The organism is Marixanthomonas spongiae, assembly GCF_003095375.1.
GTDB classification, from domain to species: Bacteria; Bacteroidota; Bacteroidia; order Flavobacteriales; family Flavobacteriaceae; genus Marixanthomonas; species Marixanthomonas spongiae.
Genome location: NZ_QEHR01000004.1, coordinates 266,621 through 289,777, shown reverse-complemented (window position 1 = coordinate 289,777; position 23,157 = coordinate 266,621). Strand labels below are relative to the sequence as shown.

At 41.7% G+C, this 23,157-nt stretch carries 28 protein-coding genes; 11 read left to right on the top strand and 17 right to left on the bottom strand.

The annotated features are described in order from the left end of the window. The gene (locus DDV96_RS07760) at window positions 1–357 is read left to right on the top strand and encodes a hypothetical protein (protein ID WP_116694187.1); all 357 of its coding nucleotides are present in this window, start codon (window positions 1–3) and stop codon (window positions 355–357) included. 90 nt (window positions 358–447) lie between these two features. After that, window positions 448–987, top strand: coding sequence for a hypothetical protein (locus DDV96_RS07755; protein WP_116694186.1), 540 nt, complete (start codon window positions 448–450; stop codon window positions 985–987). Between the two features lie 9 nt (window positions 988–996). Here DDV96_RS07755 and DDV96_RS07750 read toward each other — a convergent pair whose 3' ends face one another. After that, window positions 997–1,458, bottom strand: a complete 462-nt coding sequence (locus DDV96_RS07750) for a CBS domain-containing protein (RefSeq protein ID WP_116694185.1) — start codon at window positions 1,456–1,458, stop codon at window positions 997–999. A gap of 259 nt (window positions 1,459–1,717) precedes the next feature. Between DDV96_RS07750 and DDV96_RS07745 the strand changes: the two genes are divergently transcribed. Together DDV96_RS07745 and DDV96_RS07740 are read left to right on the top strand one after the other, a co-directional pair. After that, window positions 1,718–4,084, top strand: coding sequence for a M20/M25/M40 family metallo-hydrolase (locus DDV96_RS07745; protein ID WP_116694184.1), 2,367 nt, complete (start codon window positions 1,718–1,720; stop codon window positions 4,082–4,084). Continuing rightward, window positions 4,081–4,887 (top strand): SDR family oxidoreductase, encoded by an 807-nt coding sequence (locus tag DDV96_RS07740; protein WP_116694183.1) that lies wholly within the window; start codon window positions 4,081–4,083, stop codon window positions 4,885–4,887. Before DDV96_RS07745 ends, DDV96_RS07740 begins: the two co-directional genes overlap by 4 nt. Window positions 4,888–4,993: 106 nt before the next feature. Here the strand turns inward: DDV96_RS07740 and DDV96_RS07735 are convergent, their stop codons facing one another. The 3 genes from DDV96_RS07735 to DDV96_RS07725 are packed head-to-tail and all read right to left on the bottom strand — an operon-like array spanning window position 4,994 to window position 6,950. Continuing rightward, window positions 4,994–5,470: an acyl-CoA thioesterase gene (locus tag DDV96_RS07735; protein WP_116694182.1), complete on the bottom strand. Its 477-nt coding sequence runs from the start codon at window positions 5,468–5,470 to the stop codon at window positions 4,994–4,996. Then, a complete protein-coding gene (locus DDV96_RS07730) occupies window positions 5,461–6,324 on the bottom strand; it encodes an alpha/beta hydrolase (RefSeq protein ID WP_116694181.1) in 864 nt (287 codons plus the stop codon). The genes DDV96_RS07735 and DDV96_RS07730 overlap by 10 nt, the downstream gene beginning before the upstream one ends. 35 nt (window positions 6,325–6,359) lie before the next feature. After that, complete coding sequence (locus tag DDV96_RS07725; RefSeq protein WP_116694180.1) at window positions 6,360–6,950, bottom strand: TetR/AcrR family transcriptional regulator; 591 nt, start codon at window positions 6,948–6,950, stop codon at window positions 6,360–6,362. A gap of 99 nt (window positions 6,951–7,049) precedes the next feature. Here DDV96_RS07725 and DDV96_RS07720 point away from each other — a divergent pair, with 99 nt between their 5' ends. The 6 genes from DDV96_RS07720 (at window position 7,050) to DDV96_RS07700 (ending at window position 11,552) form a co-directional block, all read left to right on the top strand. Beyond that, entirely contained in the window at window positions 7,050–7,682 is a 633-nt protein-coding gene (locus DDV96_RS07720) for a YheT family hydrolase (RefSeq protein ID WP_317045956.1), read from the top strand. Continuing rightward, window positions 7,679–8,008 carry an alpha/beta fold hydrolase family protein gene (locus DDV96_RS16140; protein WP_317045955.1) on the top strand — a complete coding sequence of 110 codons (330 nt, stop codon included), beginning with the start codon at window positions 7,679–7,681 and terminating at the stop codon, window positions 8,006–8,008. Before DDV96_RS07720 ends, DDV96_RS16140 begins: the two co-directional genes overlap by 4 nt. Before the next feature lie 84 nt (window positions 8,009–8,092). Next, window positions 8,093–8,950, top strand: coding sequence for a YicC/YloC family endoribonuclease (locus DDV96_RS07715; RefSeq protein ID WP_116694179.1), 858 nt, complete (start codon window positions 8,093–8,095; stop codon window positions 8,948–8,950). Beyond that, window positions 8,950–9,546 carry a guanylate kinase gene (gene gmk / locus DDV96_RS07710; protein WP_116694178.1) on the top strand — a complete coding sequence of 199 codons (597 nt, stop codon included), beginning with the start codon at window positions 8,950–8,952 and terminating at the stop codon, window positions 9,544–9,546. Before DDV96_RS07715 ends, gmk begins: the two co-directional genes overlap by 1 nt. Further along, window positions 9,547–10,188 (top strand): nicotinate (nicotinamide) nucleotide adenylyltransferase, encoded by a 642-nt coding sequence (gene nadD, locus DDV96_RS07705; RefSeq protein WP_116694177.1) that lies wholly within the window; start codon window positions 9,547–9,549, stop codon window positions 10,186–10,188. It abuts the gene before it with no gap. Window positions 10,189–10,547: 359 nt separating this feature from the next. After that, window positions 10,548–11,552, top strand: coding sequence for an NAD(P)H-dependent glycerol-3-phosphate dehydrogenase (locus tag DDV96_RS07700; RefSeq protein WP_116694176.1), 1,005 nt, complete (start codon window positions 10,548–10,550; stop codon window positions 11,550–11,552). A 4-nt stretch (window positions 11,553–11,556) separates the two neighbouring features. Here DDV96_RS07700 and DDV96_RS07695 read toward each other — a convergent pair whose 3' ends face one another. The 6 genes from DDV96_RS07695 to DDV96_RS07675 form a co-directional block, all read right to left on the bottom strand. Further along, window positions 11,557–12,039: a nucleotidyltransferase gene (locus DDV96_RS07695; RefSeq protein WP_116694175.1), complete on the bottom strand. Its 483-nt coding sequence runs from the start codon at window positions 12,037–12,039 to the stop codon at window positions 11,557–11,559. Continuing rightward, entirely contained in the window at window positions 12,029–12,226 is a 198-nt protein-coding gene (locus DDV96_RS07690) for a hypothetical protein (protein WP_116694174.1), read from the bottom strand. The genes DDV96_RS07695 and DDV96_RS07690 overlap by 11 nt, the downstream gene beginning before the upstream one ends. Window positions 12,227–12,271: 45 nt before the next feature. After that, window positions 12,272–12,667 (bottom strand): hypothetical protein, encoded by a 396-nt coding sequence (locus DDV96_RS07685; RefSeq protein ID WP_116694173.1) that lies wholly within the window; start codon window positions 12,665–12,667, stop codon window positions 12,272–12,274. 6 nt (window positions 12,668–12,673) lie between these two features. Beyond that, window positions 12,674–12,841, bottom strand: a complete 168-nt coding sequence (locus tag DDV96_RS15840) for a hypothetical protein (protein ID WP_165805985.1) — start codon at window positions 12,839–12,841, stop codon at window positions 12,674–12,676. A 67-nt stretch (window positions 12,842–12,908) separates the two neighbouring features. Next, the gene (pheS, locus tag DDV96_RS07680) at window positions 12,909–13,928 is read right to left on the bottom strand and encodes a phenylalanine--tRNA ligase subunit alpha (RefSeq protein ID WP_116694272.1); all 1,020 of its coding nucleotides are present in this window, start codon (window positions 13,926–13,928) and stop codon (window positions 12,909–12,911) included. Window positions 13,929–13,969: 41 nt separating this feature from the next. Then, on the bottom strand, window positions 13,970–14,326 hold the full coding sequence (locus DDV96_RS07675; RefSeq protein ID WP_116694172.1) for a hypothetical protein: 357 nt from the start codon (window positions 14,324–14,326) through the stop codon (window positions 13,970–13,972). A gap of 117 nt (window positions 14,327–14,443) precedes the next feature. Between DDV96_RS07675 and DDV96_RS07670 the strand changes: the two genes are divergently transcribed. Next, the gene (locus DDV96_RS07670) at window positions 14,444–15,025 is read left to right on the top strand and encodes a CvpA family protein (RefSeq protein WP_116694171.1); all 582 of its coding nucleotides are present in this window, start codon (window positions 14,444–14,446) and stop codon (window positions 15,023–15,025) included. A 41-nt stretch (window positions 15,026–15,066) separates the two neighbouring features. Here the strand turns inward: DDV96_RS07670 and DDV96_RS07665 are convergent, their stop codons facing one another. From DDV96_RS07665 to DDV96_RS07635, 7 genes are all read right to left on the bottom strand, one after another. Continuing rightward, window positions 15,067–15,693, bottom strand: coding sequence for a carbonic anhydrase family protein (locus tag DDV96_RS07665; RefSeq protein WP_116694170.1), 627 nt, complete (start codon window positions 15,691–15,693; stop codon window positions 15,067–15,069). 233 nt (window positions 15,694–15,926) lie between these two features. Then, a complete protein-coding gene (locus tag DDV96_RS07660) occupies window positions 15,927–16,676 on the bottom strand; it encodes a tetratricopeptide repeat protein (protein WP_116694169.1) in 750 nt (249 codons plus the stop codon). Beyond that, window positions 16,673–18,451 carry a BatD family protein gene (locus tag DDV96_RS07655; protein WP_116694168.1) on the bottom strand — a complete coding sequence of 593 codons (1,779 nt, stop codon included), beginning with the start codon at window positions 18,449–18,451 and terminating at the stop codon, window positions 16,673–16,675. Before DDV96_RS07655 ends, DDV96_RS07660 begins: the two co-directional genes overlap by 4 nt. A 3-nt stretch (window positions 18,452–18,454) precedes the next feature. Beyond that, complete coding sequence (locus tag DDV96_RS07650; RefSeq protein WP_116694167.1) at window positions 18,455–19,366, bottom strand: tetratricopeptide repeat protein; 912 nt, start codon at window positions 19,364–19,366, stop codon at window positions 18,455–18,457. Window position 19,367: 1 nt separating this feature from the next. Beyond that, on the bottom strand, window positions 19,368–20,408 hold the full coding sequence (locus tag DDV96_RS07645) for a vWA domain-containing protein (RefSeq protein ID WP_116694166.1): 1,041 nt from the start codon (window positions 20,406–20,408) through the stop codon (window positions 19,368–19,370). 61 nt (window positions 20,409–20,469) lie between these two features. Beyond that, window positions 20,470–21,474, bottom strand: a complete 1,005-nt coding sequence (locus DDV96_RS07640) for a vWA domain-containing protein (protein ID WP_116694165.1) — start codon at window positions 21,472–21,474, stop codon at window positions 20,470–20,472. Next, a complete protein-coding gene (locus tag DDV96_RS07635) occupies window positions 21,474–23,114 on the bottom strand; it encodes a BatD family protein (protein ID WP_116694164.1) in 1,641 nt (546 codons plus the stop codon). Before DDV96_RS07635 ends, DDV96_RS07640 begins: the two co-directional genes overlap by 1 nt. Window positions 23,115–23,157: the final 43 nt, after the last annotated feature.

Here is a 23,157-nt window from a genome sequence, read left to right as displayed (position 1 = left end):
ATGGAACGAACCTGTCCCGAATGTGGCGATAAAATAATGGGTCGAGCAGACAAGAAGTTCTGTAGCGATGCATGCCGCAATGCTCACAACAATGCGCTGAACAAGGACAGTAAAAATTTGGTGCGCAACATCAACAACCGCCTGCGTAAAAACTTCCGTATTCTCGAGAAACTGAATGCGAAAGACAAAACCAAAGTAAAAAAACAGACCCTGCAAAAATACGGTTTCAATTTTAAGTTTTTTACCGGACAATATGTAACCAAAGCGGGAACTGTCTATTTTTACGTCTATGACCAAGGCTATTTGCCGCTGGAGGACGATTGGTACTTGTTGGTAAAGACGGAGCTTTCCATGTGATTTAGAAGTATTTTCTTACGTTAAACCATTTTTTTTATTGGTTTATCGAAAAAATTTTATGCCGTATACCGCGTTTTCTACTATTGCTGTATGAAACACAGCACGTTACTTTTATTTTTTCTTTTTTTCAGTTTTTTAGCTACTGCACAAGTGGGCATTAACACCACAACACCAAATGCCCATTCTGCTTTAGACATACAGGCAACCGATGCTGGCGTATTGATCCCTAGGCTTACCCAAGGCCAGCGCACTGCTATGGTAGCTGTTCAAGGCATGTTGGTGTATGAAACCACTGCCAATGCTTTCTTCTATAACGACGGCACACAATGGATTGAGCTGGCCAGTCTTGCCAGTGTAAACCGAACACAACAAGCGGGAAGTTTTGATGTTGGATCTACCTCCACAGGTTGGCAATACTATAAGATCGTCTTTGCTACTCCATTCACTACCATACCAATTATAAACCTTACATTTAGGGAGGGATCGGGAACAGATAATTCAGGAAGCTACTCTGCAGAACATATTAAAGTTGCAAAGGCCAGCACAACAGGTTTTACAGTTGGAATTTATGACAATGCAAATACTAATGATGTCTTTATAGACTGGATTGCCACGGAACCTACCCAATAACAGTGATTACTACCAACTATTCCCTTTCAGCTCCAGCGCGGCTTTTAATACATCTTTTTGGCTTATTTGCCCAACCAGTTTCCCGTTTTCACAAATGGGGAACCGCCTGCGTTTGGCCGTTAAAAACTTCTCGGCAGCATCAAAAAGGTTCATTTCACCGTCTATGGTTTCCACTTCTTTGATCATGTGTTCTTCCACTTTTATGTCTTCCATGGGTTGGTTGTAATAGCGGCTATTGCTAATTTCTTTTATACAGTCCCCTTCACTTATAATCCCAACGAGTTCGTGGTTGTCGTTTACCACCGGGCCGCCGGAGATTTTCTTTTTAATCAAGGTATTCATCACTTCCAAAACCGTTTGCTCTGGCTTGAACGTAATGAGGTTCCTGCACATATAATCTGAAACTTTTATGTTTTCCGTAGAGCCTTTTATTGGCTTTGCACGTTTTCCTATATAATTTTTAATTCCCATAACGCTATTGTTTTAAGTTGTTTTTAAATTTTCGGTTCGAGCCTGCCCGAAATCCAATGCCAAAATCCTTGGTAATAGTGCATCCTGAAGGTTTGTTCAAAAAGTACAGGACAACCAAACCAAAGTACAGCTTGTTCGGTAACAGGTTCTTAAGTTCTTTAAAGATAGTCAATTTTATGATATGTTCGGTTATCTTCTTTTCTGAAGAAGCGCAATCCCATTAAAAATCGTACTTTTAGGTCACTAAATAACCGCCCAAATGAAAAGAATCCCTGCCGTACTTTCCCTGTTACTGATAATAGGGCTTGTCTTTTATTCCTTTTTCAGTTTAATGCCCCAAAATGGAACGCCAAAAAGCATCTCAAAAACTGAATTTTCTACCGAACGTGCGCTCGAACACTTGCACCACATCGCCCAAAAACCCCATTATCACGGTTCAGAAGAACATAAGGTGGTCAGGAACTATTTAATGGAGGAACTGAAAAAATTAGGATTGCAGCCACAAACCCAAGAAGGCTTTGTTTTTAACCCACAACGGCGTACGATGGACCGTCCCATTAACATCGTTGCCCGTATGGAAGGCACCAGTGATGGTAAAGCACTGGTCTTGCTTTCGCATTACGACAGTGCTTTGGTACCCTCTCCTGGCGCCAGTGATGCTGGGAGTGGCATTGCGACCATTTTGGAAAGCCTCCGTGCCTACCAAGCCACTGGTGAAAAACCTAAAAATGACATCATCATACTTTTTACCGATGCCGAAGAAATTGGCTTAGACGGTGCCAAACTGTTCGTTAACGAACATCCTTGGGCTAAAGATGTAGGGCTGGTGCTCAATTTTGAAGCCCGCGGCAGTGGCGGCCCCAGCAATATGATTTTGGAAACCAATGGAGGCAACAAAAAACTGGTACAAGCCTTTATTGAAGCAGATCCAGATTATCCGGTCGCCTCTTCATTGATGTACAGCGTATACAAAATGCTGCCCAACGATACCGATTCTACCATATTTAGGGAGAACGGCGATATTCCCAGTTACTTTTTTGCATTTATAGACGACCATTTTGATTACCATACGGCCAACGACACCATTGAAAATTTAGACATAGAAACCCTGCAGCACCAAGGCAGTTATCTTTTGCCGCTGCTGCACTATTTTGCCAATGCCGATTTGTCTAACCTGAAATCGCAAGAAGACTATGTATATGTCAATTTCCCGTTCTTAAAAATGATTTCGTTCCCCTTTTTGTGGATTTTACCGTTGCTTTTGGTCGCTATTGCACTATTTGCCATTTTGGTTTTTTATGGTTTTAAAAAAGAAAAGCTCACCGGAAAAGCCATCGCCAAAGGGTTTGTTCCTTTTTTACTGTCATTGGTAGTTTGTGGGGCCATTGGTTTATTTGGATGGAAGTTAATGGTCGCTATCTATCCGCAGTACAACGAAATACAGCACGGTTTTAAATATAACGGCCACGATTATGTGGCGTTTTTTGTGCTTCTTTCACTTTCCATCACTTTTTATCTGTACCGCCGTTTTGCCAACAGGACACCTGTGGCTTCGGTGTATGTGGCGCCGTTGCTTTTTTGGATGCTCATCAATGTGGCTGTTTTTGTGGTGTTGAAAGGAGCTGCTTATTTTATAATCCCGGTATTTTTTGGACTGTTGTCCTTTTGGGTGCTTATAAGGCAAGAAAAACCCAATTTGCCATTGATGGCTCTATTGGCCGCCCCGGCATTGTTTTTCTTTTCGCCCCTTATTCAGTTTTTCCCTGTCGGGTTGGGGTCTCAAATGGTCGTGATAAGCTGTGTGTTCACCGTATTGCTGTTTGGGCTTTTGCTGCCCGTGTTCGGTTTTTACCGTTGGAAGAAATTCTTGTCCGTTTTGTGCTTTTTGTTCGCTTTGGGCTTCTTCGTTAAAGCACATTTAAACAGTGGGTTTTCAAAAATGCATCAAAAACCCAACAGCTTGATTTATTATCAAGACCAAGACAACGGCCAGTCCTATTGGCTTACCTACGACAAGCTATTGGATCGTTGGACCAAAGGGTATTTGGGCGAAAATCCGCAGCATGTGCCTTCGGAAATCATACAAGCATCTGGAAGCAAGTACAACACGGGGTACACATATGCCGCAGAAGCCCCTAAAAAACCCATAACGCCGTTTAAAGTGCTTCGGAAAAGGGATACCATTTCAAACCCTTCAGAAGAAATAACATTTACCATCCTCCCAAAACGGACTATCAACCAACTGAACCTGTATGCAGATACCGATGTTACCTTCACTTCGCTTTCCTTCAACGGTCAAAAAGTGCCAAAAGACAGTACCGGTTTGCCTTACGGAAACCGAAAAAATGAACTCTTGTTAAGGTATTGGGTAAACAACAACGATTCGCTAAAGGTTTCTTACACCACCGAACAGCAAAAACCCGTTTCGTTCACAGCCCTGGAATTTTCGTACGATTTAATGGACCACGAAAATTTCAGCATACACCAGCGGCCTAGCGATATGATGCCAAAACCTTTTGTGGTGACCGATGCCATTGTTATAAAACGTACTTTTGCCATTGACGAACTGCCAAACCGAAAAAAAGACAGCCTAACTTTTAAAGCGCAAAAAAAATCGACAAAATGAGCAAGACCATAGCAATTGCAGGCTTGGGCTGGTTAGGCCAGCCGTTGGCCTTACACTTACAAAATTTAGGGTATCATGTAAAAGGCTCGGTGACGAGTGTTGAAAAAGCAGGCAACTTACAGCGCAATGGTATAGAGGCGTATCCAGTTGAACTCTCGGAACAAGGGGTTTCGGGTGAAGTGCGAGCCTTACTGGAGGATGCCGATTGTCTAATAATCCTCATCCCGCCCGGCTTGAGGAGAAATACCGGTGCCGACCACGTTGCCAAAATGCGTCATTTTTTAAACGAAATTGAAAAGACCCCAGTTAAAAAAGTGATTTTGGTGAGCAGTACATCGGTTTACAGCGATGCACAAGGCACGGTAACCGAAAAAGACAAGCCCATAGCCGAAACCAATGCTGCCCGGCAACTGATCGATGTAGAGCAATTGTTTTTCAATTCCCAAATGTTTAAAACCACCATTGTACGTTTTGGAGGTTTGCTGGGCGGTAAAAGACAGCCCGTTCGCTACCTTGCCGGACGCAAAAACCTGAACAACGGCAATGCGCCCGTCAACTTAATTCATCGGGAAGATTGCATTGCCATTCTTTCAGAAATCCTAAAACAAAATGCTTTTGGGCATATTTTCAATGCCGTGGCGCCCATCCATCCTTCAAAAAAATTCTATTATACCCAAAAAGCAGCCGAACTGGGCTTGGAACCGCCTATGTATTCCGAAGAGGAAGAAGATGTGGTTTACAAAAAGGTCACCTCGGTCAATTTAAAAAAACTGCTGGACTATCATTTTAAAAAACAGCCGTAAATCTTCTTTTTTTTAAAAGTATAAAAAAGTAGTTCTCTCCTTTGTAAAGAAGCTTATCCAACAAACGGGTTGGATGAAAAATAGCCTGAAAACGCTGGTAAAAGCCCTATTGCAATTCTTTCGGAAATTGCCCGTGCTTTCTGGTGTCTTCTTTGGTCAAGGTTTTAAAATCATCGGTTTTATCAATTCCATCCAAAAAGCTGTAAAATTCTTTTGGTAATGGTACAAGTTTTCGTTCTTTAAGATCAATCCAAGCACCCAACATTTCGCAACGGCCTAAATTTTTTCCTTTATGATCGTAAAAATTGTGCACAAACTCAAAAAAAGTGCCTTCTTCTGAAAGCCCTTTTAACTGTAAGGAAACACGTAAGGGCTTGCCGGGAAACGCTTCTTTAAAATAATACATGCGTTCGTACAAGGCCACTGGCCCCAAGTTCATCTCGGCCAAATGCCGTTGCCCAAACCCTTTTTCGCTAAAAAAACTCATTCGGGTGTGGCTCATATAATCAATATAGGCACTGTTGCGCAAATGGCGGTTGGCATCGACATCGTCCCAACGGATTTCAAATTCTTTTAAATACATAGTTCTTGTTTCTTTTTATGTGTTTCTGTAATATGATTTACAATGGTATTAACTGTTTCTTCACCGGTTAGGTTGTGGTCCTGCCCGGTGGTAAACCAAGTTGTAATGTTGTTTTGGGCGCGTTCGGCCGCTTTTTTAATTTCTGAAATTGGCGTTACCGCATCACTTTGTTCGTGAACGATGAGGACTGGCTGGGTTACTTCTTCAAAAAAATGAGCCATAGTAAGGCTTGAAGAAGGCACTTTCAACACAGAATCTACTTTTACGCCCAAATTATCCATGGTTTTGTTTGAAAGTTGCAGCGTTTCTTTGAAAAACCCAAAAATGGTGTCCATTCCCGAGGGCGCTCCCATGATTACATAATTGTTAACCGGAATTTGTTTATTGGCCAAAAACGCATAGGCCCCTACCAAGCTGCCCAGTGAGTGGCACACCAAATAATCTACACCGCCAACGTCCAAGATAATAGTTTCGGCAGCTTGACGGTAGTGCTCAATATTCATCCGTTTTCCTTTAGAGAGGCCATGCGCCGGCGCATCCAAGGAATAGATGGTGTATTCTGAAAAATCCAATGCATCGATATACGGTTTCCACCGTTTTGAATGGCTCATCCACCCGTGCAAGAAGAGGATCTTTTTAGGACCTTGGCCCCATTTATGCACCGCAGTGGAAGTTCCCGGCATTTCAATATAAGATGTTTCAGCAGTTCCAAAAAAATCGTACCCTTCTTCTGAAATTGGAACGGGCTGTGCCTTGCACAACAGTCTAAAGGCAAGTTCCCGGTTCAGTTTTGGAAATAAAGGCGCCGTTGCGTTTAAATAGGATCCCGTTAATTTGGTAAGTAACTTTTTCATGTAAATTTTCTAGTTGTGAAAAATTAAGTAGCTGTTTAAATTGAAATTTCAGCAACTATATTTCGTAGATGGGCAATGGTATGCGTGATTGCTTTTTTATTCCGCTCTAAACGGCTCATCATAATGCCGCCTTCCAGCGTAGCGATAAAAATGGTACTAAAAAAAGCTACGTCTGTTTCAGCTTTAACTTGGTTGTTTTTAATGCCGTTTTCAATCAAGGTAGCCACGGCCTCTTTAAACTCCTGCAACATCGCGCAGGCCTGTTTGCGCAAAACGGGATTGGCATCGTCGGCTTCCACGGCTGCATTCATAACCGGGCAACCGCCTTCGTATAAGGGGGTGTTCATGTAATTTTCAAAAAAAGAAAAGATAGCTTCCATTTTTGAAACGAAGGAATTGGCTTCTTTGATCGAGGTTTCAATTTCACCAAACATAACCTTGGACAGCCGTTGCAAGGCATGTTTTTCCAAGTCGCCTTTATTTTCAAAATGGCGGTAAATTGCGCCTTTTGTCAGTCCCGTTGCCTTGGTAATGTCACTAATTGAAGTTGCCTTGTACCCCTGTGTATTAAAGAGATTGGCGCTTTCATTAATGATAGTGTTTTTTGTTGCTTTTGCATTTCGCATGGCACAAAGATACCGATTGGTATCTTAAATACAAAACCTCTGTTTAGTATTAACTATAAATTAAGGAATGTCTATTTTTGCCCCATACGCGTATAAAAAATGCCGATCGTACCTTCTTCTTATACCCCCAAACCCATTTTTAAAAACGGGCATTTTGCCACGGTTTATTCCGCTAAGCTGCGGCCCGTTCCTAAAATAGCACAGTACCGTGAACGCATTCTCTTGGACGATAGTGATTTTTTGGATGTAGATTTTTCGTTTGCTGAAAACAAAACTTCAAAAATTGCCATTATCCTTCACGGCTTGGAAGGCAATGCCCAACGCCGGTATATGCGAGGACAAGCCAAGAACCTTACTACAAACGGTTGGGATGCTGCCGCCGTGAACTTTAGGGGCTGTAGTGGTGAGCCAAATGAGCTGTTTGCTTCTTATAATGCCGGTAAAACCGATGATTTACAGGCTGTGGTGGATTTTATTCTGAAAAAAGGAAAATATGACACCATTTCGTTGATCGGTTTTAGCTTGGGCGGCAATCTAATGCTGAAATATCTTGGCGAGCGAGATATCTTTCCGAAGGAAATAGACCGCGCCGTAGCCATTTCAACCCCTTTAAACTTAAAAGGAACATTGGAATCGCTTTCCAATTTTGACAATTGGATCTATAAAACCTCTTTTTTGCATAACCTTAAGAAGAAATTGAAAACCAAAGTGAAGCAATTCCCTGAAAAATGAGCCCTTCAGAACTAAAACAAATAAAGACCCTGCTGGATTTTGACAACCTGTACACAGCACCTGCCTTTGGGTTTGAAAACGCCTATGATTATTACAAACAGAATAGCAGTGGTCAATTTTTACCCAATATCAACATTCCGGTATTGATTTTAAACGCAAAAAACGATTCATTTTTAACCGAAGAAAGCTATCCGTATTCGTTTGCTGAAAACTCTAAAAACATCTATTTGGAAACTCCTGAGCATGGTGGCCACGTTGGTTTTCACCATACAAATGCCACCTATTACAGCGAGAAAAGAGCGACTTCTTTTTTAAATAATGAATAAACAACCGCTACCGTGGCAACACCAAGCTATTTTATAAGCTACTATCTTCTATTTTACTACCTTTGCAACCATTAAATCAAAACTATGATCCAGTCCATGACCGGTTATGGCAAAAGCGTGGTGCAATTGCCTTCCAAAAAAATCACGGTTGAAATAAAATCGTTAAACAGTAAAAACCTTGATGTTAACGCCCGCGTCCCTTCCGCATATCGTGAAAAGGAGTTGGACATCCGCAAACGCATTTCAGAGTCGCTTTCCCGCGGAAAAGTAGATTTCAATCTTTACGTAGAGTTAACTGGCGAAGAAACCGCCAGCGTTATTAACGAAACCGCCGTAAAACACTATATGAAACAACTGGCCCGCATAACCGATGGCGACCCCGTGGAACTGATGAAAATGGCCGTAAAATTTCCCGATGCACTACAAACCGAACGGGATGAAATCGACGAAACAGAATACCACAAAATCATAGAAGCGGTTGACGAAGCGCTACAGTCCATAAACCGATACCGTACCGATGAAGGAAAGGCCTTGGAAGCCGATTTTAAAAAACGCATCACCAACATCGCTGCCTTGCTGGATGAAGTTATGAAACTCGACCCACAACGCATGGACAATGTAAAGGAACGCTTGGCAAAAGCAGTAAGCGACATCAAGGAAACCGTGGACGAAAACCGTTTTGAACAAGAATTGATGTACTACTTAGAAAAATACGACATTACCGAAGAACAAGTACGGTTGAGCAATCACTTGTCTTATTTTTCCGAAACCCTGCAAAGCAAAACCAGCAACGGTAAGAAACTTGGGTTCATCTCTCAAGAAATTGGCCGGGAGATCAACACCATTGGCAGTAAGGCCAACTTTGCCCCAATGCAGCAAGTTGTGGTGCAAATGAAGGACGAACTGGAAAAAATAAAGGAACAGGCCCTAAACGTACTATAATGAAAGGAGGAAAACTATTTGTTTTTTCGGCACCGTCCGGAAGTGGCAAGACCACCATTGTTCAATACCTGCTCGCCCAAGAAGAACTGAACTTGGACTTTTCCATTTCCTGCACCTCGCGCGAACCCAGGGCACATGAAAAGCACGGGAAAGACTATTATTTCATCAGTTTAAAAGATTTTAAGCAGCACATTAAAAACGGCGATTTTCTAGAATGGGAAGAGGTCTATCGCGACAACTTTTACGGAACCTTAAATACGGAAGTGGAACGTATTTGGGCCGAAGGCAAAAACGTGATTTTTGATATTGACGTAGTGGGCGGCCTTCGCATAAAAAAGAAATACCCCGAAAAAACACTGGCCGTTTTTGTAAAACCACCCAGTGTGGATGAACTGAAACGAAGGCTTAAAAAACGAAAAACCGAAAGCGATGAACGCATCAACATGCGCATTGCAAAAGCTTCGGTTGAGCTGGCCACTGCCCCACAGTTTGACCATATCATTAAAAACAAAGACCTGGACACTGCCCTGAACGAGGCCAAAGAACTGGTAACAGATTTTATACACCACGGTCATCCCGAAGAAGAAGAAGAGTAAATGAGTGCAACTAAAAAAACCGGACTTTATTTTGGTACTTTCAACCCTATTCACATTGGGCATCTCATTATTGCCAACCACTTGGTTGAAAACAGCGACTTAGACGAAATTTGGCTCATCGTAACGCCGCACAATCCGCATAAAAAAAAGAAAAGCCTGCTCGAAGACCACCACCGCTTGGCCATGGTAGAAATTGCTTTGGAGGAATATCCTAAACTAAAAGCCAGCAATATCGAGTTTAACCTGCCCCAGCCCAATTATACGGTAAACACCCTTGTCCATTTAGAAGAAAAATATCCAACAAAACAGTTCGCTTTGATTATGGGCGAGGACAATTTAAAGAGTTTCCATAAATGGAAAAATTACGAGGTTATTTTAGACCGCTATTCCATTTATGTCTATCCCAGGATTTCCGAAGGGACTGTTGACACTCAATTCTATTCCCCTACTTCGGCAAGCTCAGCAAATGGCATTGAAGGGGGCGGGGAGGTGTTTCATCCAAAAATCACCAAAGTCGATGCTCCTATTATGGAGCTATCTTCAACTTTTATAAGAAAAGGCGTGAAGGCGGGGAAAAACATCCGTCCTATGATGCCTTTCGACGTATGGAAGTATATGGATGAGATGAATTTTTATAGATAAGGACAAACGCCCAAAACGAGAAACCGCTCCAACTGCTTAAATTAAACAGTATGGAACGGCTTCTACTAACCAACCAAAAAAAGGGTTCTATGTTTTCTTGAATTAGCTTACTAATTCAGTTTCATTATGTTTTCTTACAACGCAAAGTTCACGTTAATCTTGTTTAAAATCTCATAAGCCATTGTTAAATAATTTAAAACTATTTGCAAACTGCAGTTGCAAGAATAATTTAAAATAGTAGTTTCAAAAGGCGTGCCAAGATTTTTATTGAGACCACCTGTAATAAAACTTGAAAACCGTACTTTAATCCGTGGCTTGACAATAAATGCGTATTTTTGAAAGAAGGAAAAAATTCAATTATGACTGAACATCCAAAATTTGCCGTTTTTGGCGGCGGAAGCTGGGCAACCGCCATTGTGAAAATGCTGTGCGAAAACCTAGACGAAGTGGGCTGGTACATGCGCAGCACCTACGCCATGGAACATATTAAAAAAGAAGACCACAACCCCAACTACTTGAGTTCGGTTGAATTTAAAGTCTCGCAACTTAAACTAAGCAACGACATCAATGAAATGATCGAATATGCAGATTATTTGATATTTGTGATCCCCTCGGCCTTTGTGGAAGCCGAGCTTAAAAAAGTAACCGTTTCCCTGGAGGATAAAATTGTTTTTTCGGCTATAAAAGGGATTGTTCCTGAAAGCAGTTTGATTGTTGGCGACCACTTTAACACCCACTATAATGTGGCTTTTAACAATATTGGGGTTATTTCTGGCCCGTGCCACGCCGAAGAGGTTGCTTTAGAACGCCTTTCGTACCTCACCATTGCCTGTGCCGATGAAGAAAAGGCCAAGTTGGTGGCCGATAAACTTTCCAGCGATTACATAAAATGTACCACCAGCGACGATGTAATGGGTACCGAATATGCCGCCATGCTCAAGAACATTTACGCCATTGCCGCCGGTATCGCCCACGGGTTAGGGTATGGCGATAACTTTCAGAGCGTGTTGATGAGCAATGCCATTCGCGAGATGAAAAAATACGTAAAACGCGTACATAAAATGAAACGGAACATCAACGATTCTGCTTATCTGGGCGATTTATTGGTTACAGGTTATTCGGTTTTTAGCCGAAATAGGATGTTTGGCAATATGATAGGGAAAGGCTACACTGTAAAAAGCGCCCAAATGGAAATGAATATGATTGCCGAAGGCTACTACGCCACCAAAAGCGCGTATAACCTCAACCAGGCAAAAGGAAAGAAAAAAGCCAAAACGCCAATTATCAATGCAGTTTATGCTATTTTATACGAAGGAAAAGACCCTAAAAAAGTATTTACAAAGTTGACGGATAAGTTGGATTAAAAGATTACTCGCGTTCCTTTTTGATTTTTTGAAGTTGTTGTACGTCCAATAAATCTTTTGGTCTCTTGGCTTTTAGTTTGCTGGTAATTAAATCGTCATATGATAGGACGTTCCACCTTAAAAACTCACTTCTCTTTACACTTGTTTCTTCACTTTCGGCCAAGGCCTGTTCAAAAGATTTATTGACTGAAAAGTTGGTTATTAGCTCCAATTGCAAGCTTTCAGGGGAAAATTTCACTGAAATATTCTGTTTTTGCTGTTTTACGGCATCTGGAAAATCTGAAATTTCATAGCCCATTTCAGAAAAAACGGCACATAGTTTTTTAAAATTTAAGGCTGTGGTTTCGATCCAAAAATCCACATCTGCAGAATGCCGTTTGTATCCGTGGAAATTTACGGCACCTCCCCCTACCATAAGCATCTTTACCTTGTGCTTATTTGCCAAGGCAATAAAGTTGCTAATGTTTTTGTCCCATTCATTCCACATGTTTAGGCGGGATTACAATCTCAAAATTATCTTTGTTAGCTGTTTCAGAAGAAAATTTAGAAGGGAAGTTCCTTAATTCATACGAAAGTTTCAAGAACGCAAAAAAACGCTCTGGTGGCGTTAAGGCGAGAAACTCCTCTTGTTGGGCTTTGTTGCTTTCTTCTTTGGTCCTGAAATTGATTTCCATAGGTTAAAGATACGGAATTTCGGGTATTTGAAGTGTATCTGGAGTTTACCGCGCCAAAACCCCATCTTTTTTCATCACAGGAAGCGAAACCGCATTGTCCTCAATGGCGGCATTTGCCGGAATTTCAAAACGTTTGTCATAGAGTTTGTCGTCAATAAAATAGGTAATAGTAAAAAAGTTGTTCACTTTTAAAACGTTTTCTTCCAGAAATTCAATTTTGGCGTAGCCTTTAGCGGGCAGTAATTTTATGGTTTTCCGCATCGGGGCGGTCATTTTTTCACTGTCATAGCCTTGTGATACAATGATAACGGTTTCCAAGGGTTTATCGTTGTCATTGATGATGTAGGCGTTCCAATCGTAGGTTTTAAACTCGTCGTTAAATTCGTTTACGGCAGCAATATAAACGTTCTTGACTTCGGGGATTTTAATATCTTTTCGCATATAAAATTAATCGGTCTTCACTTTCCACATAATCCAAAGGGCTAAAATTGCCAAAGCAAAAATCACCAAGAAAATACTACCTATCACAATTTTTATGGCGGCAATTACAAAGGTTAGGTAAGCAACCACCAAAAGGGCGACAATCAAAAGACCAATGACTATGTATTTTTTCATGTGTTTAGGATTTAGATTTTAAATCTCAATAATTCCAATTTCTTACCTCGCGAGCATCGCTTTGCTTCTACAGCACGCTCTTAAACTGTTGTAAAAAACGCATATCATTCTCGCTCAACATGCGAATGTCGGGTATTTGGTGCAACAACAAGGCAATACGGTCTATGCCCATTCCAAAGGCAAAACCGGAATACACTTCTGGATCAATACCACAGTTTTTCAAAACATTGGGATCGACCATGCCGCAGCCCATAATTTCCAGCCAGCCGGTGCCTTTGGTCATTTTGTAATCGGTTTCGGTCTCTAAGCCCCAATAGACATCTACTTCGGCACTGGGTTCGGTAAATGGAAAGTAAGACGGCCGTAACCGTATCTTGGATTTCCCGAACAATTCCGTAGTGAAATATTGCAAGGTTTGTTTTAAATCGGCAAAGCTCACGCCTTTGTCCACGTACAACCCTTCCACTTGATGGAAAAAGCAGTGCGAACGCGCCGAAATGGCTTCGTTTCGGTACACCCGTCCCGGCGAAATAGTACGGATGGGCGGTTTGTTGTTTTCCATATACCGAACCTGCACGGTTGAGGTATGGGTACGCAACATGATATCGGGATCGGTTTGCACAAAAAAGGTATCCTGCATATCGCGGGCGGGATGGTGCTCGGGAAGGTTCAAGGCGGTAAAGTTATGCCAGTCGTCTTCAATCTCGGGCCCTTCGGAAACATTAAAACCAATGCGGGAAAATATTTCGGTAATTTTATTTTTAACGATGGAAATGGGATGGCGCGAACCGAGTTCAATAGGTTCGCCCGGACGGGAGAGATCGCCATAAACCCCTTTTATTTCTTCTTCCGCCTCTAAAGTTGCCTTTAAAGTATCCACCTTTTCCTGAGCGGCCGTTTTCAGTTTATTGATGGTCTGCCCATATTCTTTTTTCTGCTCGTTGGGAACGTTTTTGAATTCAGCAAAAAAATCGTTCAGCAATCCTTTTTTACTAAGGTATTTAATGCGGAACTGTTCTATTTCGTCTTTAGAAGTTGCCGTAAACGCCTCAACTTCGGCTATATGTTCTTTAATTTTATTTAGCATACCCATATTCTTGTGGATGGCAAAATTACATAAATTATTGGCTATTCAATCACTTCCTTTTCAAGGAAATACTGCACAATGGCTTCTTTCATCAATACGCTCTGTTCGCCTGCTCTTAATGGCGGCAGTTGTTCCAAAACTTTATAATGCGGCCAGCCTTGATCGTCAAAATATTCAAATTCGTAATATCCGAAAGGCTCCAACAACCTGCAAATAGCAATGTGCATCAGGTTTATTTTGTCATCTTTTTTAAACCGTCGGTGCAACTGCCCTAATTCTTGGACTCCGACTAAATAAATAATTGCATCTAAGTCTAGTTTTTCGCCATCGGCAAAACGGTCGCTCAACAGCTTGACCACCGCTTCCCATTTTTGTTTTAATTGTTCGTCTCTTGCCATAAATTGTAGGCAAAGATACGTGTTTAAAACCCCAAAAGACAAATGGAAAAAGCGTAAAAACACAGTTGGTTCGAACTGATATTTCAAGAAATAGTATATTTACGCTAAACTTGCACTATGGTCACAATCGATATTATCCTTGGCGTTATTTTGCTTATCGCTTTTTATTTGGGCTTTAAAAAAGGGCTGTTCGTTACCCTTGCCTCGTTAATAGGGATTATTGCCGGGGTATATGGGGCGATTTACTTTTCGCATTATGCGGCCGATTTCCTCACCGAACGTTTTAACTGGAGCACGCAAACCACCAATTTAGCAGCTTTTGCCATTACGTTTTTAATTATTGTATTTGTGATTTCGCTTGCCGGAAAACTGTTAACTAAAGTAGCTGATTTTGCAGCTTTGGGAATTGTAAACAAATTATTGGGAGGCGTTTTCAGTGTGCTGAAATATGCTTTTATCGTAAGCGTGATCTTTATGTTTGTAAATGCTTCGGAAAGCTATACCATTGTTTCAGAAGAACAACGCAGCGAATCTATTTTATATCCGCCAGTAGCTTCGTTGGCGCCATTGGTGTTGCCACATATTTTAAGGGAAGTGGATGAGTTCAAGAATGACTATGACGCACCAAAAGAAAGCAATCCAGAATTACGGGAACAGCTTTTAGATACTGCGACAAATAAAACAGACACGGTTTTTTAGCGTGGGCAAACAATAGTTTAGAAGTACTTTCGATGAATCATTTAGTAAAATTCCACACTGCCGTTGCTAACATTGTACATAGCACCAACCATTTTAATCTCGCCATTTTGTTCCATTTCGGTTAAAACTGGGCTTTGTTTGCGCATATTCTCTAAGGTAAGCTGAACGTTTTTCTTGGACACCTCATTGACAAATTCGGTGTTTTTAGAATTTCGTAACGACTTGTCTTCTGGTTGTTTCACGGCTTCTACGGCGGGTTTAATTTTGGATAGCAATGTAGTGATATTACCAATTTCCACGTTGTCACACGCCCCGCTTACCGCACCACAAGAGGTATGACCCAACACCACTACAAGTTTAGAACCGGCTACTTTGCAACCGTACTCTATACTGCCCAAAATATCTTCATTAACAAAGTTACCGGCAATACGGACACTGAAAATATCGCCCAAACCTTGATCGAAAACAAGTTCGGCAGAGACCCGCGAGTCTATACAACTTAAAATAACGGCGAACGGAAACTGTCCATCACGCGTATCGTTTACCTGCTCCAACAAATTACGGTTGGCCTTTAGGTTGTTTTGAAACCGTTGGTTGCCTTTCTTTAAAAATTCCAAGGCTTTTTCTGGGGTTAGGGTTGCTTGTGTTTCTTTGGTATGTGCTTTCATCCTTCTTGATTAAAGTGGTGTTATCTTTTAGTATAAAAAGTAGGGCAATGTACCATTTCTTCAAAAAAACACCTAAAAAAGCTTTTAAAAATTGAATTTACCCATACTGAAAACCGCAACTTGGGATGTAAAAATCATATTTCAGTTCAGGGGAGTCCATGTATTCAACCTTCCAAAAAAACTCCTTCATATAAACCTTTAAATGTTTGCAACGTAGCTTTAATGGTGGTAGGTTACAATTGTTTTAAATCGCCCAGCGGCAACCAACCGTCTTTTCCGTCGGCCAAGGTAATGCGCGCCCAATTAGTATCGGTTGCCATAATCTGTACTTTGGTGCCTTCGTGAAGCATAAAAGCCGTTTCACTGCCCATATTGGGTTCGTTTTTCACTTCGGTTTGTTCGGCAAAGATAATGGCCGGTCTATTTTTGGTGAAGTCCATGTACGTTTGGAAAGCCATAACCAAAGCAGCTATACATATAACTACTGAAAAAATGGATGCTGAAAAATACACTCTTTTTTTTGTTTCGGAACCAGAGAACCAATACAGCAAAAACAGCGTTACAAACAGGCAAACACCTATAACTGCAACGATTGCCCAACCGTTATAGGTGAAGACCCCTGAGATATTTTTGTACCAGCGGGAAAAAACCGTTTTGGGCAAGGGTTCTATAACATCGACACGGGCATTTTGTGCAAAAGCCAGGTTGTTTTTTATATCCTCATCATTGGGTTGCAACTGTAATGCTTTTTCGTAATAATAAATGCTGGGACCAATGTTATTGAGCTTATAATTGGCATTGCCAAGGTTGAAATACAGCTCGGCAGATTCTTGGCCGTTGTCCACAATTTTTTTCCAATGGGTGACAGCCTCGCTGAATTTACCATTTTTATAACTCTCTTTTCCTTGCTCAAACAAGGCTTCGTTCTGGGCGACACCCAAAACCGAAACCAACAGCATACCTAACAGCATTATCTTTTTCATGATCCGGGATATTCTATTTGTTTATCTATAGCCGCAATAACCGAAACAGCCTTTTTGTAATCTTCTTTAATGGCAACGGTCGAGGTGGGCGTGTACCGGGCAAATTCACAGCTTTTCAACAAGCCTGTGAACTCGGCAATGGTATGGGGCTCCACTTTTCTTTCAGAAAGCAATTTAGCAATGCGTTCTTTACTGAAATCTGATGTTTCAATGTTCAGTTTTGCTTTTAGATAATTGTGCAGCGCACGTTCTAAATACTCATAAAACACTGCTTTATTGCCCATTTGATTTTTGGCATCCCTTAAATATTTTTTAGCCAATTTGTTGGCACGGCGCAACCGGTTGCCTTGCACATCGGCCAAGCGTTCCCGGCGTTTTTTCCCGGCCAGGATAAAAATAGGGATCAACAACAAAGGCCCGCCAAGCAATGACCAGAACAAGGGGGATTTAAAGAAATTTTCACGCGCAATGGGCTGCAGATTAGTATCCAATTTTATGTATTTAAACTGGTTTTTATCGAGCACCACTTGTTTTTTGTCGTCTGCTTCATTGGTGGTCGATGCGGTGACGGGACCGCTTTCCACGTCGATCACGATTTCTTCGGAAGAAAGCGTTTTATAGCTTTCGGTCTTGGGGTCAAAGTATGAAAAAGTAAGCGGCCTAATGGGGTAATTGCCTTTAAACTGTGGCACTACGGTGTAGGTTTCAGTAACTGAACCGTTCATTCCGCTTCGGGTGGTACGCACTTTTTCAGAACGTTCGGGTTCGTACACTTCCAAAGAGTTGGGCAATGTAATACTGGGAAGCTCGAACAGTTTTAAATTTCCGGTTCCCGAAACACGGGTAGTCAACTCTAACGATTCATTGGCGTCGAGTTTGTTTTTGTTTACCGAAACGTTAAAATCGAAATCACCTACCGCTCCGGCAAAATCGTCTGGTTTTCCTTGTGCGGGCAATGGTTTTACATCGATGGTCCGCTTTCCGGCCGAAATGGTTTTGTTAACACGCGTGGTAATGCGCCTTCCAAAAAAGTCACGACGGTTGGTAGGCACATCTATGGGTACATCGAGCGTAAGGGGCTCTATTTCCAGTTTTCCGGTTTTTTGCGGGTATAAAACCGTGGTGCGCAACACCACATAGCGATAGTCTTCGCCTTGATATTTGCCTTCATACACTTTGAAATTTCCTTGATTGTCAATATTCTGACTCCAGAAATCGGCAAACTTTGGTGTATCGATCTCGCGCCAGCTACTGGTAATGCTCACATCGTGCGACACATAGAGTTTATAAACAACACTAATTGCTTGGTTTAAATACGGTTTGCTATTGGAAACCTCAGCGACCAAATGTACTTTTTCACTGGCCACATAATCGGCATTGTTTCCATCTTTGGGTTGCGCCACGGCGGAAGTAACCTGAACTTGAATTGGCAAACTTTTGTAGGTTTCGCCATCAATTTCGATCGTGGCTTGCCCAATGGTGAATTTCCCCTGCGACTGGGGTGAAAGAAAATACGAATAGGTTTTACTGTAACTGCGCTTACCGTTAATGTATGAATTGCTAATAGCCTGATTGGGGCCGCCAACCACACGGAAACCTTTAAAATCTGGCGGATTGAAATTGTCCCCGTCCTTGTTCATCTCAAAATCCACCCGTAGCCGTTCATTGATGCCCAACCTTTTCTTGCTTACTTTGGCATCGAAAGTAACCTGTGCAAAGGTGGCACTACCGCAAAGGGTAAAAATCAATATGTAAAGAATGTATTTCAGTTTCATGAGTTACCAATCTTTATCCGACTTTATTTTGGCGCCTTTTTGTTTTTCGGCGTTCATCTTTTCCTGTACTTTTTTCTCTTCGTTATTCATGGCTTCCAATAGGCTTTTTACCTGCTGAGGCGATAACTGGCCAGGGACAGGCTGTTGTTGCTGTTCTTTGGGCTTATCGCCTTTGCCTTGGTCTTTGTTCTTTGGCTCGTCTGGCTTGCCTTTTTCTTCTTTGTTGTCGCCTTCTTTTTTATCGTCTTGCTGATCGCCTTGGTCGTTATTGTCTTTTTCGTCTCCCTTATCGCCTTGATCGCTCTTGTCGTCTTGGTTTTGCTGATCTTGGTTTTGTTGTTGGTCTTTGTTGTCCTTGTCTTTGTCGTTTTTGTCGTCATCGCCGCCACCGCCTTTTGGTGGGTTTTTCTCCAGCAAGTCTTTTGCCAACGCTAAATTGTAACGGGTTTCATCGTCACTTGGGTTGTTTCTTAAGGCGTTTTTATAAGCTTCAACCGCATCTTGGTATTTTTTTTGGTTCATGAACACATTGCCGAGGTTATGAAACGCCTTATGTTTTTCGGTTTTTGAAGTAGCCACCGAAGCCGCTTGCTTATACCGCAATAAGGCTTCACTGGTTTTATTTTTGTTATAATAAGCATTTCCTAAGTTGTACTTGGGAATTTCGCTTCCGGGATTTAACGAAATGGCTTTTCTATAATCTGCTTCGGCCACAGGGAAATTGCCCTCTTGAAGCTCCAAACTGGCTTCGCTCATCAATTCTTTGGATTGCCGTATTTCTTTTTTTTGTTCTTTTTGAAGTTTCGTTGGTTTATCGGTTTCCGATTGCGAAAACGCTTCAGAAGAAATACCGAATATACCTGCCAACAGAAGCAGTTTTAAAAGTATGGTTATTTCAGAAATTTTCGTTTCCATGTTACTTGTCTCCTTCATTAAATAAGTTGAGTTTTTGCACCCACGCTGTTTTGCGTTCGAGCAACAACACATCTAATACCAACAAAAATAATGCCCCACCCAAAAACCATTGAAATTGGTCTTTAAAGTCGGTAAATTGCTTGGCCTCAAACTCTTTTTTGTCCATTCCGTTCAAAATAGCTGTCACCGTGTCAACCACTTCTTGGGTATTGCTGCCGTCAATATATTGACCGTTGGCTTCGGCAGCGATTTTTTTAAGGGTTTCTTCACCCAGACGGGTAATCACTTGTTCATTGTTCTGGTCGCGTTTGTAATACTGAAGGATGCCGTTTCGTTTTATGGGAATGGGCCCGCCCTGAACGGTGCCCACACCAATGGTATAAATTTTTATGCCTTTATTGGCGGCTTGTTCGGCAATTTCGGCTACGTTCCCTTCGTGGTCTTCGCCGTCTGAAACAATGAACAGCACCCGGTTGGTCTGTTCTTCGTCATTATAATAAGTCTCGGCCATTTGGATGGCTTCTTTTATGGCTGTTCCCTGCGAGGATACCATATTGGTGTTCATGCCGTTCAAGAACAACTTGGCCGATGAAAAATCAGTCGTTATGGGCACCTGTGGAAAGGCACTGCCAGCATAGCCAATAATGCCAATACGGTCGCCCGCCAAGCTATTGATGATTTGCGTAACCAATTGTTTGGCTTTTTCCATACGGTTGGGGGCAATATCCTCGGCCAACATACTTTTTGAAACGTCCAAGGCAAACACCACATCCACCCCTTCCCGTTTAACGGTTTCCAGTTTGGTGCCTATTTTAGGGTTGACCATCGCAATGCTTAAACAAGCGATTGCCAATGAGATGACCAGTATTTTTAAAGTAGCTTTAAAAACCGATTGGTTGGGGCTCAATTTTTTCAACAGGTCTTTATCTGCAAATTTCTTTTGGGCATGTTTTTTCCAAGCCAATACCAACAGAAATAACACGATCACCGCCGGAATGGCGAAAAGCACGTAAAAATATATGGGTTGTTCTAATTGGTACATAATCATTTTTCTGCACTTCGACTACGCTCAGCATAGACTTCGGCAGGAATTTTTTTTAACTTTAAATAAAACTTCTAAACACCGTATAACGAAGCAACAATTCCAGTAAAAGCAAACCTAATGCCAGCAATACCAATGGGCGGAACATTTCTTCGTAATTGGTGTATTTAAATTCTTCTATATCTGTTTTTTCCAGTTTGTTTATTTCATCATAGATTTCATTCAATTTTGTGGTGCTTGTGGCCCTGAAATATTGTCCGCCAGTGGTTTTGGCTATTTCCTTTAACAGTTCCTCATCGATTTCTACCTGTATGCTTCCGTATTGAAAGCTGCCATCGGGCCGCAACCCAATGGGCGACATAGCCAAGCCGTTGCTGCCTAGGCCAATGGTGTATACCTTAATGCCAAATTCGGCCGCCAATTCGCTTGCAATTTTAGGGTCTATAAACCCGCTGTTGTTTACCCCATCGGTCAACAATATAATCACCTTGCTCTTGGCGCGGCTTTCCTTTAAACGGTTTACGGCTGTGCCCAAGCCCATACCAATGGCAGTACCGCCTTCTATAACGGTATTGTATTTCATATCCTTCAAGGATGACAACACCACTGTTTTGTCACTGGTTAAAGGTGTTTTTGTAAAGCTTTCCCCAGCGTATTCCACTAAGCCAATGCGGTCGTTAGGTCGGGCTTTTATAAATCTGGAGGCAACGGTTTTTAGAGCTTCCAACCGGTTGGGCTTTAAATCGCGCGCTAACATACTTGCCGAAACATCCATAGCCATCACAATATCGATCCCTTTTGTTTTTTTAACCCGAGTGGACTCATCTACCGTTCTAGGACGCGCTAAAGCAACAATTATCGCCGCCAAAGCCAATAAACGCAAGACAAACAATAAAGGTTTCAGTTTTGCCAACCAGTTTTTTCCGCTTTTAAAACCTTTTACACTTGAAATTTTTAAGGTAGCTGTTTGTTTGTTGCGTTTCCACAAGTACCATGCCACCAGCACCGGAAGCGCAAGCAGCAACCAGAAAAAATTAGGGTTTACAAATTCAAAATTCTCAAACATTATTTTTCTGAAATTTCAAGTTCTACGGAATTGATGATCCTGTTTTTTACATCCTCGGCATACCGGCCATCATCCTCCTGATAGACTACCAACACCTGCTGCACACCGCCTTTTTGAGCAAAGAGCAGCAAAACGTAATTGCTGGTTTTTTTCAATACCTTATTGTCTGAAACCTGTATGTTAAATTTACCGTAGGCTTTAATGCCGGTAATGCCTTTTTGGGTTTCAAAACTTTCCCGTTTTACCATTAAATTTTTGGCACCCCGTTTTTCAAGGCTGGTTAGGGCTTGATCCATTAAAGGTTCTAACTCGGCCTGGGCTTGTCCGGGTTTTTGGCCTTGGGATGATTGTTGTTTGTACATCGTGGTGTTTAACCAAACGTACAACGGATCGGTTATTTCACCGTGGGTAAAAACACTTGACTTGGCAGCCCGCATATTTTGTGATTCCGGAATTTCGATATCGGTACGCACCAAAACCTCTGGGGTTTCTATAATGACGGCCGGATCGCCATACTCGCTTTTTATCCATCGGCTTTCGGCAAGTTCGCGCATATCGTTGCCAAGTATTAAATCTTTTAAGTCATCGAACCCTTTTATGCCGCCATACACGGCACCGGCGATGAGCACTGCTCCCAATACCCCTAAACCTGCATAGGCCCATTTTCTGCGGACACGTTTTTTGCGTTGTGCTTCTTGATATTCGGCGTTTTCCTGTAATTCTTCCTCGGTTGGTTCTGGGATGACCTCTTTGGTTTCGTTTATAATTTCCTCGATGGTTTTCCGGTCGGTGGAAGCCTGTCCTTCGGCTTGGTACATTTTGGCGAATTTTACCAAATCGGCCCGTTTTAAAATAGCATCGAGTCTTCGTATGGTTTCATTACTGAATTCAAAATTACCAGAATCTTTATGCAGCTGTAAACGAGCAATCAATTCATCTGAAGTACTCTCCAAAGCCGTTTCATCAACCTCGCGATCTAAATAGCGTTTTACAATTTCGGTTAACTGTGAGTAATATTCTTTTGGTTTATTTTCTTTTAAATACGTAGAACTATCAAGTGTGTGTAGCGCTGTAATTGCTTCTTCATACGGTGGCAATTGCTCTTCTCTGGCGTCTTTCCGTTTTTTCCTTCGGAATAAAATATATCCTACAATCGATAAAACAATAACGATTGGAATAAGCCACAACAATAATGTTTTAAGATCCAAAGGCGGCTCATCTACCTCGATAGCGGGTTTTATGTCGAACATTTTCTGTTTGGTCGTATCGACCGCGACATCACGAACTTCGATTGAAACAGAATCGGTTCCAAACTGTTTATTATTAATAACCACTTGTTGTTGCGGAATAGTGTATTGACCCGAATCAAACTGCGTAAGCCCATATTTTTTAATCAATCGGTATTTGGCCTGCTCATACGTGGTGTCGATTTTATACGACTCGATTACTTCCAAAGGCATGAAAGTTTGCCCTTCGGGAAAGACCACCAAATTGGTTGAATCTGTTTCCACTTGAATGCTATACACAATCTCTTCGCCAATTTTAATGGAAGTGGAATCTACTGAAGAAGTTACTTGAGAAAACCCTACAAAAGAGAAAAACAAAAAAAGAACAGAAACGAAAAGGTGTCGCTGTTTCATTTTCAAAGACAAAAAATTAGTATGTTTAATGCTTTTCTTCATT

What these genes read in the sequence shown, in the direction of transcription:
- DDV96_RS07760 (WP_116694187.1), top strand. Translation starts at nt 1, where the DNA reads ATGGAACGAACCTGTCCCGAATGTGGCGATAAAATAATGGGTCGAGCA.
- DDV96_RS07755 (WP_116694186.1), top strand. Translation starts at nt 448, where the DNA reads ATGAAACACAGCACGTTACTTTTATTTTTTCTTTTTTTCAGTTTTTTA.
- DDV96_RS07750 (WP_116694185.1), bottom strand. Translation starts at nt 1,458, where the DNA reads ATGGGAATTAAAAATTATATAGGAAAACGTGCAAAGCCAATAAAAGGC.
- DDV96_RS07745 (WP_116694184.1), top strand. Translation starts at nt 1,718, where the DNA reads ATGAAAAGAATCCCTGCCGTACTTTCCCTGTTACTGATAATAGGGCTT.
- DDV96_RS07740 (WP_116694183.1), top strand. Translation starts at nt 4,081, where the DNA reads ATGAGCAAGACCATAGCAATTGCAGGCTTGGGCTGGTTAGGCCAGCCG.
- DDV96_RS07735 (WP_116694182.1), bottom strand. Translation starts at nt 5,470, where the DNA reads ATGTATTTAAAAGAATTTGAAATCCGTTGGGACGATGTCGATGCCAAC.
- DDV96_RS07730 (WP_116694181.1), bottom strand. Translation starts at nt 6,324, where the DNA reads ATGAAAAAGTTACTTACCAAATTAACGGGATCCTATTTAAACGCAACG.
- DDV96_RS07725 (WP_116694180.1), bottom strand. Translation starts at nt 6,950, where the DNA reads ATGCGAAATGCAAAAGCAACAAAAAACACTATCATTAATGAAAGCGCC.
- DDV96_RS07720 (WP_317045956.1), top strand. Translation starts at nt 7,050, where the DNA reads ATGCCGATCGTACCTTCTTCTTATACCCCCAAACCCATTTTTAAAAAC.
- DDV96_RS16140 (WP_317045955.1), top strand. Translation starts at nt 7,679, where the DNA reads ATGAGCCCTTCAGAACTAAAACAAATAAAGACCCTGCTGGATTTTGAC.
- DDV96_RS07715 (WP_116694179.1), top strand. Translation starts at nt 8,093, where the DNA reads ATGATCCAGTCCATGACCGGTTATGGCAAAAGCGTGGTGCAATTGCCT.
- gmk (WP_116694178.1), top strand. Translation starts at nt 8,950, where the DNA reads ATGAAAGGAGGAAAACTATTTGTTTTTTCGGCACCGTCCGGAAGTGGC.
- nadD (WP_116694177.1), top strand. Translation starts at nt 9,547, where the DNA reads ATGAGTGCAACTAAAAAAACCGGACTTTATTTTGGTACTTTCAACCCT.
- DDV96_RS07700 (WP_116694176.1), top strand. Translation starts at nt 10,548, where the DNA reads ATGACTGAACATCCAAAATTTGCCGTTTTTGGCGGCGGAAGCTGGGCA.
- DDV96_RS07695 (WP_116694175.1), bottom strand. Translation starts at nt 12,039, where the DNA reads ATGTGGAATGAATGGGACAAAAACATTAGCAACTTTATTGCCTTGGCA.
- DDV96_RS07690 (WP_116694174.1), bottom strand. Translation starts at nt 12,226, where the DNA reads ATGGAAATCAATTTCAGGACCAAAGAAGAAAGCAACAAAGCCCAACAA.
- DDV96_RS07685 (WP_116694173.1), bottom strand. Translation starts at nt 12,667, where the DNA reads ATGCGAAAAGATATTAAAATCCCCGAAGTCAAGAACGTTTATATTGCT.
- DDV96_RS15840 (WP_165805985.1), bottom strand. Translation starts at nt 12,841, where the DNA reads ATGAAAAAATACATAGTCATTGGTCTTTTGATTGTCGCCCTTTTGGTG.
- pheS (WP_116694272.1), bottom strand. Translation starts at nt 13,928, where the DNA reads ATGCTAAATAAAATTAAAGAACATATAGCCGAAGTTGAGGCGTTTACG.
- DDV96_RS07675 (WP_116694172.1), bottom strand. Translation starts at nt 14,326, where the DNA reads ATGGCAAGAGACGAACAATTAAAACAAAAATGGGAAGCGGTGGTCAAG.
- DDV96_RS07670 (WP_116694171.1), top strand. Translation starts at nt 14,444, where the DNA reads ATGGTCACAATCGATATTATCCTTGGCGTTATTTTGCTTATCGCTTTT.
- DDV96_RS07665 (WP_116694170.1), bottom strand. Translation starts at nt 15,693, where the DNA reads ATGAAAGCACATACCAAAGAAACACAAGCAACCCTAACCCCAGAAAAA.
- DDV96_RS07660 (WP_116694169.1), bottom strand. Translation starts at nt 16,676, where the DNA reads ATGAAAAAGATAATGCTGTTAGGTATGCTGTTGGTTTCGGTTTTGGGT.
- DDV96_RS07655 (WP_116694168.1), bottom strand. Translation starts at nt 18,451, where the DNA reads ATGAAACTGAAATACATTCTTTACATATTGATTTTTACCCTTTGCGGT.
- DDV96_RS07650 (WP_116694167.1), bottom strand. Translation starts at nt 19,366, where the DNA reads ATGGAAACGAAAATTTCTGAAATAACCATACTTTTAAAACTGCTTCTG.
- DDV96_RS07645 (WP_116694166.1), bottom strand. Translation starts at nt 20,408, where the DNA reads ATGTACCAATTAGAACAACCCATATATTTTTACGTGCTTTTCGCCATT.
- DDV96_RS07640 (WP_116694165.1), bottom strand. Translation starts at nt 21,474, where the DNA reads ATGTTTGAGAATTTTGAATTTGTAAACCCTAATTTTTTCTGGTTGCTG.
- DDV96_RS07635 (WP_116694164.1), bottom strand. Translation starts at nt 23,114, where the DNA reads ATGAAACAGCGACACCTTTTCGTTTCTGTTCTTTTTTTGTTTTTCTCT.